We start from the raw sequence: 14,518 nt of genomic DNA, 5'->3' as shown, positions 1-14,518 counted from the left end.
GGAGTTGGCTATGACTGCCAGATACTGAGGCCGTTTCTATCTACTTGTTCCAGTAGTTCAGAGACCTCGGTCCCATCAGGGAGTTGTAAACTTGGTGCAATTTCCGCAAGAGGGTAGAGTACGAATTCACGCTCTTTCATTCCATAATGAGGAACGATCAGCCTCTCGGAATTAATCACCTCATTGCCATAAAGCACAATGTCGAGGTCCAAGGTTCTTGGTCCCCAGCGTTCGTCTTTACGGACACGCCCTTGTTCTTGCTCTATAGCTTGTGTGCAATTGAGCAATTCAATAGGCGTCAAACTGGTGTTAATAGACACAACCGCATTGATGTAATCCGGTTGATTTTGTGGCCCCATTGGCGTGCTGCTGTATAGCGAAGAAGCTTGAACAAACTCTGATTTAGGCAGCGTTTTTAATGCTTCAATCGCTTGCTTTGCTTGGCTGACAGGATCAGCCAAGTTACTGCCTACCGCAATGTACGCTGTAATCATGATTTGGGCTTACTCTTTTTCTTGCGATAAGTTTTACGGCGGCGCTGGCCTGTTTTCGGTGATTGACCGTCTAAGTCGGCAGCCATTGCTTGACGCATTTCTCGGCCTGCATTTTGAAAAGTTTCCCACCACTTGGCAAGCTTCTGAGTGTCACCACCTTCAATTTCACCGCGCATTTCAAGAAAATCAAAGCCAGCTCTAAATTTATTGAGCTCCATAAGACGGAATGCACGTTTACCGTTACGTCGTGGAAGACGAAGCTGTAACTGCCAAATCTCGCGAATGGTTGCGGTGTGGCGTCTTGGAATGGCAATTGTGCGAACTTGCTCGTCAAGAATGGTGTTGCTCGCTTCCATAATGGCGTCGTAATGGCCTAAGTTGCGCTCTTCCATCAGTTCATCGGTTTTCGCACACAGTGGGTACCACAGCATTGCAGCAAACATAAATGCTGGATTGATGCGTTTCCCATCTTCGATGCGCATGTCGGTAGAATCTAGGACAAGATCCAACATCTGCTCAGTGTGAGAGGAGTAATCTTCTGTAAAGTGCGCTGCAATCGTCGGGAATAGTTGCTGGAATAGGTTGTACTCACGCAGTAGGTGGTAGGTTTCTAAGCCATGACCGGATTGCAATAATTTGAGTGACTCTTCAAAAAGACGCGCTGACGGAATGTCACCGAGCAACGGAGCCATGTGTTCGATTGGCGCTGCGGTGTCTTCTTCAATATCAAAGTCTAGTTTTACCGCGAAACGAACCGCACGCAGCATGCGCACAGGGTCTTCACGGTAGCGTGTTTCTGGATCACCAATCAGTCGAATTAGGCGATCTTCTAAATCTTCAATACCACGTGCGTAGTCGTGAATCGAGTAATCTGCGATGTTGTAGTACATCGAGTTAATCGTGAAATCACGGCGCTCAGCATCTTCATCGATGGTGCCGTAGACGTTGTCACGCAGCAGCATACCCTCTTTTGATTGCTGAGAAATGCTCTTATTCTTTTGCTCTTGGTGGTGACCACGGAATGTCGCAACCTCAATGATGTCTCGGCCAAACATAATATGAGCCAAGCGGAAGCGGCGACCAATCAAACGGCAGTTACGAAATAGCTGTTTGATCTGTTCCGGCGTTGCGTTGGTCGCAATGTCAAAATCTTTTGGTTTTTGTCCAAGCAGTAAGTCTCGAACCCCGCCACCCACAAGAAAAGCATCGAAACCAGCACCATTTAGGCGGTACAGTACCTTCAGCGCATTATCACTGATCTGCTTACGCGAAATGTTGTGCTCTTCACGAGTTATTACATTGAGAGCGAGCTCTGGAATTGTGGCAGGTTCGCTTGGTGTATAGTCGTTTGTATTCATGTGCATCTGGCAATAACTGGGTTTAATCCAATCTTGCTTTGGTTAGTTTTATACGCCTCTAGGGCCTAATTTGCGGCTAATGATAGCCTACACAATGCCATTTGAGAATCACGGTGTGATCTCGATCTCTGCTGGAAGCTGTTCCAAGCGCCAGTTTTCGCAGCCCCAACGAAGAATATCTTCTATGTTGGCCGCCCTTACGGTTTCAGGTATCTCGAAACCTAAAAATGTCATGGCGCGCAATAGAGTAGGTTTTGGTGTATCTATATCAATAGCCGTCGCGTGATTTTGTTTCGACAATTTATTGCCGTTGTTGTCCATCGCCAATGGTAAATGCAAGTAGCTAACTTCAGGCTGACCAAGTATTTGGTACAGGCTAATTTGACGCCCTGTCGGCTCGATTAAGTCTGCACCTCGCACGACTTCTGTGACGCCTTGGTCGATGTCGTCCAATACTACCGCAAGATTATAAGCAAATAATCCATCTCGACGTTTAATAATGAAATCTTCATTAACGAGTTGCTCTGGAATAGTAATGGTTCCCCGCTTTTGGTCGAGGAAATGAGCGACAGGCTTGGTCATTTTTAGGCGAATCGCGCCGTCTTTCAAGTTTTTATCGCGGCAAGTGCCAGGATAAAAACCGCCATGCTCTTTAATTTGCTTACGAGTACATTGGCAATAATAGGCTTCCCCATTTTCGAGCCATTTGTTTATTTGAGCTTGGTAAAGGTCGTGACGTTCGCTCTGGTATACCACTTCTCCATCCCAATGCAGCTGATAGGCCTTGAGTGCCTCTAGGATAAGTTGCGCTGCACCTGGCATTTCTCTTGGTGGGTCTAAGTCCTCAATACGTACTAACCAAGCTCCGTTTTGTGCTTTCGCTTGAAAATAACTGCCAAGAGCGGCAATCAGTGAACCAAAATGCAGTGGACCAGAAGGAGATGGGGCGAATCGACCTACATAGCGTGTCATGCGTGTATCTCGAATTTAGTAAACAAATAGGGTGCGAAGATAGCCAAAACAAAAAGGGAGCCTGAGCTCCCTTCAACAATCATAATGCTGGGTGATTAACCTTGCATTTGCTTCTCTTTGATTTCTGCAAGTGTTTTACAGTCAATACAAAGGTCAGCGGTTGGACGTGCTTCAAGACGGCGAACGCCAATCTCTACGCCACAAGACTCACAGAAGCCAAAATCGTCTTCTTTGATTTTATCCAAAGTCTTTTCAATCTTCTTGATCAAACGGCGTTCGCGGTCACGGTTACGCAGTTCTAGGCTGAACTCTTCCTCTTGAGAGGCGCGGTCAACTGGATCTGGGAAGTTTGCTGCTTCGTCCTGCATGTGGTGAACAGTACGATCCACTTCAGCTCTTAGCTGGTCGCGCCAAGCTGTTAAGATTTTCGTAAAGTGTTCAACCTGCTCTGGTGACATGTACTCTTCACCAGGTTTTTCCTGATATGGCTCCACGCCGGCAATGGCTAGGATGCCTATCGTTTTCTTCTTTGATTCTGGCATACAGCATCTCCTACTTACACCTAGTCAACTGCTACGCAGTCAATTTAAGGCGGGTATCTATAGCAAAAAGAGGCGGTGCAAGCAAATACTGAATCGCAAAGTTATCGTCAATGTGAAGACGACATCATTTTTTCTCTTAATTGATAAAATCAATAGCGGAAATCAGCTTCATTCCAGTATCGCTCAGTTCAGCTTTGTAGCAGAGAACTTCCACTCCAGCGTCTTGTGCTTGTTTGAGTAATAGTGAATATTTCGCGTCTATATGGTGCGCCGCGGATACTTTTTCAATACCTGAATGTAAAACAGTGAACAAAAGTATGGCTCTACTTCCATTTTGTGCCATTTCTGTGAGCTCTCTCAGGTGTTTTTGTCCCCGAGTCGTGACCGCATCTGGGAAGTATCCTTGTCCAGTAGAGTCGGTCTCATCAAGAAGAGTGACGCTTTTCACTTCTATATAGCACTTTGGCTTGTCGTCTGCGCTGAGCAAGATATCAATTCGGCTATTTTCATTGCCGTATTTCACCTCAGTTTGAAGTGTGTCATAACCACAAAGCTCTGAAATGACATTATTTTCAATAGCCTCTACGGCTAATTGATTGGCGCGTGCGGTATTGATACAAATACGGTGGCCTTGTTCGGTTTCACTCAACTCCCAACTATTGGGGTATTTTCGTTTCGGGTTGTCGGAAGTAGAAAACCAAACCTTGTTTCCGGGCGTTGCACAACCCGTCATTGCACCTGTATTTGCGCAGTGGATTGTACGGATTTCACCAGTATCGAGCTCGATATCGGCAAGAAAGCGTTTATAACGTTTGAGTAGAGTGGCGGACTCTAAAGCGGGTGTGAAATGCATTTGCTTATTTAGACAAAAAATTTTTTATGTACAATGTTGCCACCATTACACCATAAGGTATTTCCTTTGTCACAATTGCCGATTGAAGCCGTGATGCCTGACTTGCTGACGGCGGTCAAAAATCAACATCAAGTGATCTTAAAAGCGGCGCCTGGTGCCGGTAAGTCGACTTACTTCCCTTTGCAGTTACTCTTAAATCATTCGGTTGCTGGAAAAATCATCATGCTTGAGCCAAGACGACTCGCGGCGCGTAACATTGCCCGTTATCTTGCTGAGCAATTGGGAGAGCAAGTAGGTCAACGCGTGGGTTATCGAGTCCGTGGCGAGGCAAAGGTAAGTTCTGCAACGCAGCTGGAGATCGTAACCGAAGGGATTATGACCAGGATGATCCAAACGGACCCGGAGTTGGATGGGGTTGATCTACTGATCTTTGATGAGTTTCATGAACGCAGCATTCATGCCGATACCGCTTTGGCATTCAGTTTAGAAGTTCAAGAGGCATTGCGAGACGATCTCAAGCTGGTGGTAATGTCGGCAACGCTTGACCAACAAGCATTACAATCGTTGTTGCCAGAAGCCAGTTACATTGAATCTGAAGGGCGCAGCTTTGATGTGGCAATGCGCTACCAGCCGTTAGGTGTGAACGAGCATTTACCTACGAGTATGGCAAAAACAATAGAAAGTCTTATGAACAAAGAGTCTGGATCTTTGTTAGCTTTCCTACCGGGTGTTGGTGCCATAAAACAAGTTGAAGAGCGGTTGTCTCATTTAGCGGATGATATCGACGTATGCCCACTTTATGGTCAACTGAGCTTTGCAGATCAACAAAAAGCGATTACGCCAGCAGAACAAGGTAAGCGTAAAGTCGTTCTAGCGACCAACATTGCAGAAACTTCACTAACGATTGAAGGCATTCGCCTCGTCGTTGATTCTGGGTTAGAGCGTATTGCCCGCTTTGATTTGAAAAACGGTTTAACACGCTTAGAGCAAACACGCATTGCACAGTCTTCAGCGATTCAGCGTGCAGGACGAGCGGGACGAATAGAAGAGGGCATTTGTGTTCGTCTTTATTCTGAAAACCAGTTCAAGCAGCAACCGCTGGTTCCCCAACCCGAAATTTTGCATTCCGATTTAGCTAGTTTAGTTATGGAGCTTGCCTTTTGGGGAGCGAGTGATATCCACGATCTAAAGTGGCTTGATGTTCCCGCTAATGCGTCATTGGAACAAGCGAAGCAGCTATTGGTGTCATTGGGACTACTGACGGAAAAAGGGCAATTAACGTCCGAAGGAAAACAGGCGCATGAACTAGGCGTTGAGCCTCGTGCGGCTGCGATGCTAATTAAAGCGCAATCTTACAGTGATAAGATGTTAAATGCTGCTTTGGCGGCGGTCGCACTGATTGAAGAGCCAGAGAGAAATGTTACCAATATCGCTCATAGCTTGCATCGTTGGCTTGTTGGTACTCATCCAAAAAAGTCGATGTTGTTCAAGCGTGCTCAATCTCTGGCGTACAAATTGGATACGGTATTTGACCTGAAAGGCGTGGATGAAGATGCATTACCGCTGGTGTTAAGTTTGGCATTTCCAGATCGCATTGCGCAGCAGCGCACAAATCAATTTGGGCGATTTACTTTGGCTAATGGTCATGGTGCAGAATGTCGTCAGGAAGACATGCTAGGTGGCTGTGAGTATTTGGTTGCCGTTGACTTAATGCGTTCTCATTCTAATTCAAGTCAAATTCATTCGGCATGTGAATTGGATCTCAATATATTGCGAACGACCTTTGATACGCTATTTTCGTCTGAAGAGGTAGTGGACTGGGATGAAAAAAGAGGCCGTCTAATAGCTGAGCGACAAACAAAACTCGGTCTGCTGGTCGTTGAACGCGAGCCGTTGCCAAGCCCTGGCAAAGAAAAAATGACACAAGCTTTACTCACGTATGTCCGCCGCCAGGGCTTACAGAGTCTAAACTGGACACCGGCAGCGGAGAGCTTGTTAGCTCGGATTCGTTGTGCGGTGGAATGGTTACCTGAGCAGTCATGGCCAATGTTTGATGAAGTCAGTTTGCTGGATTCATTAGAGGAGTGGTTAGAACCATACATGACGTCTGTCAGTTCGGTTAAAGACCTGAGCAAGATAAACTTGGTCGAAGCGCTTAATGCTCGATTAGGTTGGTCACTCAATCAACAACTGGATGAATGGTTACCTGAGCATTACCAACTGCCCACAGGTTCAAAGAAGCGTATCCGTTACCAATATGGCCATGAGCCGATATTATCGGTGCGTATGCAAGAAGTATTTGGGGAGAGTGGTTCCCCAACGGTAGCTCTTGGCCGCAAGCGTTTGGTGCTTGAACTGCTTTCACCGGCACAACGTCCATTGCAAGTAACGTCGGACTTGGCGGCTTTCTGGAACGGAAGCTACAAAGACGTTCAAAAAGAGATGAAAGGGCGCTACCCAAAACACGTTTGGCCAGATGATCCTGCCAATCATGTAGCAACAACGAAAACAAAAAGACAATTGAATAATGACTGACAGCAAGAAGCCTAGCGCGAAAAAAGCGCCAGCGAAGAAAAGTACAACCAATAAAGGAACCGCAAAACAGACTCGACGTACGCCGAGTAAAAAGCCGACTAACGAGAAACGTTCGTGGTTGAAAGTTCTGTGGTCGTTTAGCTGGAAAGCTGGCGTTGCACTTGCCGCTGTTTTGCTGTTTGTTGGGATTTACTTAGATAGTGTGGTGAAAGAACGCTTTGAAGGTCAGCTGTTTGAGCTGCCAACGGTGGTTTATGCCCGTATCTTGAATCTAAGCCCTGGTGAGAATATCACCATCCAAGAACTGCGCAACGAGCTAGATGTGTTGAATTACCGTAAAGTGAGTCAACCTCGTTACCCAGGCGAATATTCCTCTTCTTCCACTCGGATTGAATTGATTCGTCGTCCATTCGAGTTTGCCGATGGTCCCGAGCCGGATCGTCACATTATGCTGCATTTCTCTGATTCCGGCTTGCAACGTATTCAGTCTTTAGAATCTCGAGGAGACCTTGGTTACTTGCGCCTAGAACCGAAGATGTTGGGCATGCTGGAGAAAGACCGTGATGAACAGCGCCTTTTCTTACGTCGTGATCAGTTCCCTGAAATTTTGGTGGATGCACTGCTTGCGACCGAAGACCGGGATTTTTATCAACATGACGGGGTGTCACCGCTCGCGATTGCACGTGCATTGGTTGCGAACATTAAGGCGGGTCGTACTGTTCAAGGTGGTAGTACGCTGACTCAGCAATTGGCAAAAAACCTGTTTTTGACTCGTGATAAAACACTGTGGCGTAAAGTTCGAGAAGCGTATATCGCGCTAATTTTGGATTACCGTTACAGCAAAGATCGTATCTTAGAAGCCTACCTAAACGAAGTGTACCTAGGTCAAAGTGGAGGTGAAGCGATCCACGGGTTTGGCTTGGCGTCGCGTTACTATTTTGGGCAGCCAATTCAGGAGTTGCGAATCGATCAATTGGCGATGTTAGTTGGGATGGTAAAAGGACCGTCTTACTACAACCCAATTCGTTACCCTGAGAGAACGAAAGAGCGTCGTGATCTCGTTCTGCGCCTGTTAATGCAGCAAAACATGTTGACTTCAGAGCAGTATGAACAAGCTGTAAGTCGTCCACTCGATACGCAAAGCAAGCCACGTATTGCGAGCCGTCAGCCAGCTTATTTCCAACAATTGAGCATTGAATTAAAAGAAAAAGTTGGGGAGCGATTTAAAGCAGAGACCGGACTGCGCGTGTTTACGTCTCTGGACCCAGTATCGCAAAGCAAAATGGAACAAGCTATCGCGAAAAAGATCCCAGAACTAGCTAAACGGGGTGGTAAAGAGTTAGAAGCCGCTGCTGTGGCCGTTGATCGCCATAGTGGTGAAATCCGTGCGATGGTTGGTGGTAAACGTGTCGGTTATGAAGGCTTTAACCGCGCGCTCAATGCCAGTCGTCCAATTGGTTCTTTAGTGAAACCAGCGATTTACTTAACGGCTCTAGAACAACCGGATAAATACAACCTAGGCACGACGCTACACGACACGCCGTTAAGTCTGAAGAGCAGTAAAGGTAACGTGTGGACGCCGCGCAACTACGATAGAAAATATCGTGGTGATGTGCCACTTTACATTGCTTTAGCGAAATCACTTAACGTACCAACCGTGCGCTTAGGTATGGCACTTGGCATTCCTGAAGTCTCCAATACTTTAGAGCGTTTGGGCGTGAACAAAGACGAAATTCGCCCAGTGCCTTCGATGTTTTTGGGTTCGTTTTCTTTGACGCCATTCGAAGTCGCACAGATGTATCAGACTCTGACGAATTCAGGTAAGCGTGCAAAACTGACCGCTCTGCGCTCAGTCATGGATATGGAAGGTAATGTGCTGTATCAATCCTTGCCTCGTTCATCAAGAGCCGTGGATGAACAAGCTGCATGGCTAACGACCTACGCGATGAAACAAGGGGTTGCTCAAGGCACTGGCCGCTTCTTACAAAGCCAGTTTGGTTGGGCTGCATTGGCAGGAAAAACGGGTACCAGTAATGACAACCGCGATAGTTGGTTTGTCGGTGTTGATGGTCGTGAGGTGACGACAATTTGGCTAGGCCGCGACGATAATAAACCCGTGAATCTAACGGGGTCGAGTGGTGCATTACGAGTGTACGCAGAGTACTTGAAGCAGCGTATTCCTGAGCGCTTAGAGCTCCCATGGCCAAGAGAAATCACCACATTAGGGTTCAAGCCTACATCTGATGGAGGTTTAGAAATGAACTGCCGTAGTGATTACAAACTGCCGGTTTGGGATAAAACCGGTCAGATAAAGCAACAGTGTGAGAAGAAATCAAACTGGTTAAATAGCATATTTGATTGGTAGCATCGCCAAATCAACAACATTAGCTTGTTTATCTGATTAATTCTTAGTACATATTAGGGCGTGTTAGTACAGTACTGCTAGCACGCCCTACTTGATCAGATATTCAATAAAGGAAGAAGTGAATGTTCAAAAAGCTGTTATCAAGCCCATCGGTTCGCAACTTTGCGCTTTGGGTTAGTACCTTTTTGATGATCACTCCTTCTGTTTCCCTCGCAAACTCTCTAACAAAAACGGATGACTTGGAACCTCGACCAAAGGTGGCGGTTGTGCTCGCTGGTGGCGGAGCGAAAGGGGCGGCACACATTGGGGTTTTAAAAGCATTGGAAGAAATGCAGATCCCTGTCGATATTGTGACCGGTACCAGTATGGGCGCCTATGTGGGTGGGCTCTATGCCACGGGGATGAGTGCTGATGAAATTGAGAGTTTTATCTACACCGTCGATTGGGGCAGCGGTTATCGAGATCGTGTTGACCGTAGCCAACGTCGAGTTCGTGACAAAGAGTATGAAGACCGCTATCAAATTAATACCGATCTCGGCTTAAGGTTCGGTGAGGTACGAGCACCAACGGGTGTGGTGCAAGGCCAGAACATGTTGCGAGTATTGCGTGAGACTACAGGGAACTTAGGGCGATTCGATTCTTTTGATGATCTTGCCATTCCTTATCGTTCTGTTGCGACAGATATTCTTGCCTTAGAAGAAGTCGTATTGGGCAATGGTTACCTTGTGGACGCCATGATGGCTAGCATGTCTGTACCAGGAGCGCTTCCTCCCTATAAGCTCAATGGCCATATGCTTGTTGATGGCGGCGTCGTCAATAACATGCCTGTCGATGTGGCTCGCGCCATGGGGGCTGATGTCGTTATTGCCGTCGATATTAGCACCGATTACAAAACCGAAGATGAATTTACGGGGCTGTTTACTGTCGCGGACCAACTCTCTAACTATCTCGTTCGTCGTAGTACACAACAGCAAGTGGACGAGCTTGAACCTCAAGATATCTATATTCGTCCCAATGTGGGCACCATGGAAACTGTCGAGTTCGACAAAATGCCTTGGGCTTTTCAAGCTGGGTACGATATTACCAAGCAGTTAAAAGACAAGCTGAAAGAGTTACGCTTGTCCAACGCGGACTATCAAAAATACATCGACCGCAAACAAGAAGTTCGTAAAACTTTGATTTATGGCGATCAGCGTGTGGTTGATGACATTGTGATTGTAAATAACACGCACTACAGCGATGTGTTGTTGACGAATCGTATTGAATTAGAAACCGGACGTCGTATTTCAACGGCCGAAATTGAGAAAGCCGTTGAAAACCTCTACGCGTTAGATCGGTTCGAGCTCATCACTTATCACTTTGAAGAGGTTGATGGTGAGACATTGTTGGTTTTTGATGTTAACGAGAAGTCGTGGGGGCCTAATTATCTCAACTTCCGATTTTTTCTTGAAGATGACTTCGATACAGATAGCCAGTACGGCATAGGGATATCAACCAACTTTACCAACTTGAACTCTCATGGCGCGGAGTTGGCGTTCAACGTAGAAATGGGCACGGATAAGCTGATTGAAGCTGAGTTGTATTCCCCTGTTTTATCTAGCCAAGAACTTTTTGTATCGGGGCGTATTTCCTATGGCAGTGAGAGCCGAAACTTACCTTTAACAGAGCCTCAAGCACCAGATTTAGAGTCAGTAAATGATTTTTTTCCGGTCACTTACGATGATTTTACAACAGAGTTAGCGATAGGTATCCAACCCACATTGTGGCAAGAACTTCGATTTGGCGCTCGCTACTCTACCGGAGATATTGAGCTTTCTACTTTGGCTTCTGCTGGTAAATTGGATTTTGAACGTCGTGGACTGTTTGCCAATTATCGTCTAGATACACTTGATGATTTCGCATTTCCGACTCGTGGACTTTTAGTCGATCTCGAATATTTAGTGTCTCATGATCAAAGTCCTCAGGGCGTTAGCCTTTTAGAGACTGACAAAATTATTGAAGATACCGTTTATGAAATCTCTGCACGATTTAAAGGTGCAGTGAGTCATCAGCGTCATACTTTAGTCGGACATGCTGAATATAGTTTTGTAGAGAGTAAAAACTCATCTTTACCGCTTGATCCCAGAGAGTTGGGCGGCTTCTTAAGCCTATCGGGAATCCCAAGAAATAGCCTGATCGGACAGAACTTATTTTTCAGCAGTTTGGTGTACCGATATAAGTGGTTTGATAATGATTTCGGATTGTTTGAAGCTCCAGTCTACCTGGGCGCATCGGTCGAATATGGCGGTGTTTGGTCTGATAATGATCTGAAACTAAACGAAGCGCCGCTTTACAATGCTGGCTCCATCTTCTTTGGTGTTGACTCACCAATAGGACCAATAATGTTGGCATACGGTCGTACCGAGCAAGATTTGGATGCTGTGTATTTGATCGTAGGAACATCGTTTAATTAACCGGGTATGAGAAAGCAAAAACTTGGCATATTTGGTCAAAATTAGCAGAACTTTAGTCGTAAGTTGCTATGTTGGTCAAAATGATAAGATTTTAATTTAAGGTTAAATTTGCTATTATTTTGCCCACAGTTTGGCCTCTACGGCGCTGTTTCTCAATCATAATTGAATGAAAACAAGGGCAATGGAGAGCCAAGTTTCCAAGGATGTTCACTCCTTTACTTTAACAATAGTAATAATAGAGGAGGAACCGCAATGAGAGGAAAAAGTCGTGCTTGAAGCCTACCGTAAACACGTCGAAGAGCGTGCTGCTGAAGGAGTTGTTCCTAAACCGCTAGACGCAGAACAAGTTGCTGGACTTGTAGAACTTCTGAAAAATCCCCCGCAAGGTGAAGAAGAAGTCATTCTTGACCTACTTGAAAACCGTATCCCTCCAGGTGTTGATGAAGCTGCTTATGTAAAAGCGGGTTTCCTAACAGCAGTAGCAAAAGGTGAAGTTAAATCACCATTAGTGAGTCGTGAAAAAGCGGCTGAACTGCTAGGCACTATGCAAGGTGGTTACAACATCGAACCGCTAGTTGAGCTATTGGATGATGAAGCACTGGCAGAGATCGCAGTAAAAGCGCTGTCTCATACGCTGCTGATGTTTGATGCTTTCTATGACGTAGAAGAGAAAGCGAAAGCAGGCAATGCGCATGCACAGAAAGTACTTCAATCATGGGCTGATGCTGAGTGGTTCCTTTCTAAGCCTAAGCTTGAAGAAAAAGTCACTCTAACCGTATTTAAAGTAACAGGTGAAACGAACACGGATGACCTTTCACCTGCACCTGACGCTTGGTCTCGCCCTGATATCCCAGTACACGCACTGGCGATGCTTAAAAACGAGCGTGAAGGAATAAACCCTGATCAACCGGGTACTATTGGCCCGATCAAGCAAATTGAAGAGTTAAAAGACAAAGGTCATCAATTGGTTTACGTTGGTGATGTTGTTGGTACTGGCTCTTCACGTAAATCTGCAACCAACTCAGTGCTTTGGTTTATGGGTGATGATATCCCTTACGTTCCAAACAAACGAGCTGGTGGGTATGTGCTTGGTGGCAAAATTGCCCCTATCTTCTTTAACACAATGGAAGATGCTGGCGCACTACCAATCGAAGTTGACGTAACTAAGCTCAACATGGGCGATGTTATCGATGTTTACCCATATGAAGGTAAAGTTTGCAACCACGAAACTGGTGAGGTTCTAGCTGAGTTCTCGCTAAAAACAGAAGTACTGATTGATGAAGTTCGTGCTGGTGGTCGTATCCCATTGATCATCGGTCGTGGTTTGACAGACAAAGCGCGCCAGTCTCTAGGTCTTGAGCCTTCGGACGTATTCCGCAAACCTGGTGAAATCGCAGATTCTGGTAAAGGCTACACGCTTGCACAGAAAATGGTTGGTAAAGCATGTGGCGTAGAAGGCATCCGTCCTGGAACCTACTGTGAGCCGAAAATGACGACAGTAGGTTCGCAAGATACTACAGGCCCTATGACTCGTGATGAACTTAAAGACTTGGCGTGTCTCGGCTTCTCTGCTGATCTTGTCATGCAGTCTTTCTGTCACACATCGGCTTATCCAAAGCCAGTAGACGTTAACACTCACCATACACTTCCGGACTTTATTATGAACCGCGGTGGTGTATCTCTTCGTCCTGGTGACGGTATTATCCACTCATGGCTGAACCGTATGCTACTACCGGATACTGTCGGTACGGGTGGTGACTCACATACTCGTTTCCCTCTAGGTATTTCATTCCCAGCCGGCTCGGGCTTGGTTGCCTTTGCAGCTGCGACAGGCGTTATGCCGCTAGACATGCCAGAGTCAATCTTGGTTCGTTTTAAAGGTGAGATGCAACCGGGTATCACACTGCGTGATCTTGTTCATGCCATCCCTTACTACGCGATTCAGCAAGGTCTACTAACGGTAGAAAAAGCGGGCAAGATCAACGAATTTTCTGGCCGTATCCTTGAGATTGAAGGCTTAGAAACGCTAACGGTTGAGCAAGCATTTGAGCTTTCTGATGCATCTGCAGAGCGTTCGGCGGCAGGTTGTACTGTGAAATTGTCTCAAGAGTCGATCGAAGAGTACTTAAACTCTAACATCGTGATGCTGAAGTGGATGATCTCTGAAGGTTACGGTGATCGCCGTACTATCGAGCGCCGCATTACTGCAATGCAAGAGTGGCTAGCAAACCCTGAGCTGATGCAAGCAGATAAAGACGCTGAATACGCACATGTGATTGAAATCGATATGGCTGAAATCAATGAGCCAGTACTATGTGCACCGAATGATCCAGATGACGCTCGTTTGTTGTCTGAAGTACAAGGCACAGCGATTGATGAAGTGTTCATCGGTTCTTGTATGACGAACATCGGTCACTTCCGCGCAGCAGGTAAATTGCTTGATAAGTTCAATGGCCAGTTAGCAACGCGCCTTTGGGTAGCGCCACCAACAAAAATGGATAAAGACCAACTGATTGAAGAAGGCTACTACGGTATCTTCGGACGTGCAGGGGTGCGTATTGAAACGCCAGGGTGTTCACTTTGTATGGGTAACCAAGCGCGTGTTGCAGATAAATCAACAGTAATGTCGACTTCAACGCGTAACTTCCCGAACCGTCTGGGTACTGGTGCGAATGTTTACCTGTCGTCAGCTGAGCTAGCTGCAGTAGGTGCAATTCTAGGTAAGATTCCAACCAAAGAAGAATACCTAGAATACGCGAAGCAAATCGACGCTACGGCAACGGATACGTACCGCTACTTGAACTTCCATAAAATGGATCAATACACCAAGAAAGCGGACGAAGTGATCTTCCAAGAACCGGCATAATCAGAAATGCACAATTCAAAAGCACCTCACATGAGGTGCTTTTTTTATGGGAGCAATTCGCTATACTCGCACCAAATTGA

The 14,518-nt window shown here is 46.2% G+C and carries 9 protein-coding genes; 4 read left to right on the top strand and 5 right to left on the bottom strand.

All coding sequences use genetic code 11. The features are described from left to right. Positions 1 to 8 precede the first annotated feature (8 nt). The 5 genes from folK to sfsA form a co-directional block, all read right to left on the bottom strand. A complete protein-coding gene (gene folK, locus R7D93_RS12310; RefSeq protein ID WP_017635910.1) occupies positions 9 to 494 on the bottom strand; it encodes a 2-amino-4-hydroxy-6-hydroxymethyldihydropteridine diphosphokinase in 486 nt (161 codons plus the stop codon). Beyond that, a complete protein-coding gene (gene pcnB, locus R7D93_RS12305; RefSeq protein ID WP_225496684.1) occupies positions 491 to 1,858 on the bottom strand; it encodes a polynucleotide adenylyltransferase PcnB in 1,368 nt (455 codons plus the stop codon). The genes folK and pcnB overlap by 4 nt, the downstream gene beginning before the upstream one ends. 102 nt (positions 1,859 to 1,960) lie before the next feature. Continuing rightward, on the bottom strand, positions 1,961 to 2,824 hold the full coding sequence (gene gluQRS / locus R7D93_RS12300) for a tRNA glutamyl-Q(34) synthetase GluQRS (RefSeq protein WP_005386586.1): 864 nt from the start codon (positions 2,822 to 2,824) through the stop codon (positions 1,961 to 1,963). 95 nt (positions 2,825 to 2,919) lie between these two features. After that, positions 2,920 to 3,366, bottom strand: coding sequence for an RNA polymerase-binding protein DksA (dksA, locus tag R7D93_RS12295; protein WP_005386584.1), 447 nt, complete (start codon positions 3,364 to 3,366; stop codon positions 2,920 to 2,922). A gap of 136 nt (positions 3,367 to 3,502) precedes the next feature. Further along, positions 3,503 to 4,219 carry a DNA/RNA nuclease SfsA gene (sfsA, locus tag R7D93_RS12290; protein WP_017635909.1) on the bottom strand — a complete coding sequence of 239 codons (717 nt, stop codon included), beginning with the start codon at positions 4,217 to 4,219 and terminating at the stop codon, positions 3,503 to 3,505. A 66-nt stretch (positions 4,220 to 4,285) separates the two neighbouring features. Here sfsA and hrpB point away from each other — a divergent pair, with 66 nt between their 5' ends. From hrpB to acnB, 4 genes are all read left to right on the top strand, one after another. Next, positions 4,286 to 6,754, top strand: coding sequence for an ATP-dependent helicase HrpB (hrpB, locus tag R7D93_RS12285; RefSeq protein ID WP_213868670.1), 2,469 nt, complete (start codon positions 4,286 to 4,288; stop codon positions 6,752 to 6,754). After that, entirely contained in the window at positions 6,747 to 9,119 is a 2,373-nt protein-coding gene (gene mrcB / locus R7D93_RS12280) for a penicillin-binding protein 1B (protein WP_005380020.1), read from the top strand. The genes hrpB and mrcB overlap by 8 nt, the downstream gene beginning before the upstream one ends. Positions 9,120 to 9,241: 122 nt before the next feature. Then, complete coding sequence (locus tag R7D93_RS12275) at positions 9,242 to 11,572, top strand: patatin-like phospholipase family protein (protein WP_047102650.1); 2,331 nt, start codon at positions 9,242 to 9,244, stop codon at positions 11,570 to 11,572. A 268-nt stretch (positions 11,573 to 11,840) separates the two neighbouring features. Continuing rightward, positions 11,841 to 14,438, top strand: coding sequence for a bifunctional aconitate hydratase 2/2-methylisocitrate dehydratase (gene acnB, locus R7D93_RS12270; protein ID WP_005380009.1), 2,598 nt, complete (start codon positions 11,841 to 11,843; stop codon positions 14,436 to 14,438). Positions 14,439 to 14,518 lie beyond the last annotated feature (80 nt).

The organism is Vibrio sp. YT-15 (assembly GCF_033337445.1).
Lineage (GTDB): Bacteria > Pseudomonadota > Gammaproteobacteria > Enterobacterales > Vibrionaceae > Vibrio > Vibrio alginolyticus.
The sequence above is the reverse complement of the archived record's forward strand: the minus strand, read 5'-3'. Positions and strand labels throughout refer to the sequence as shown.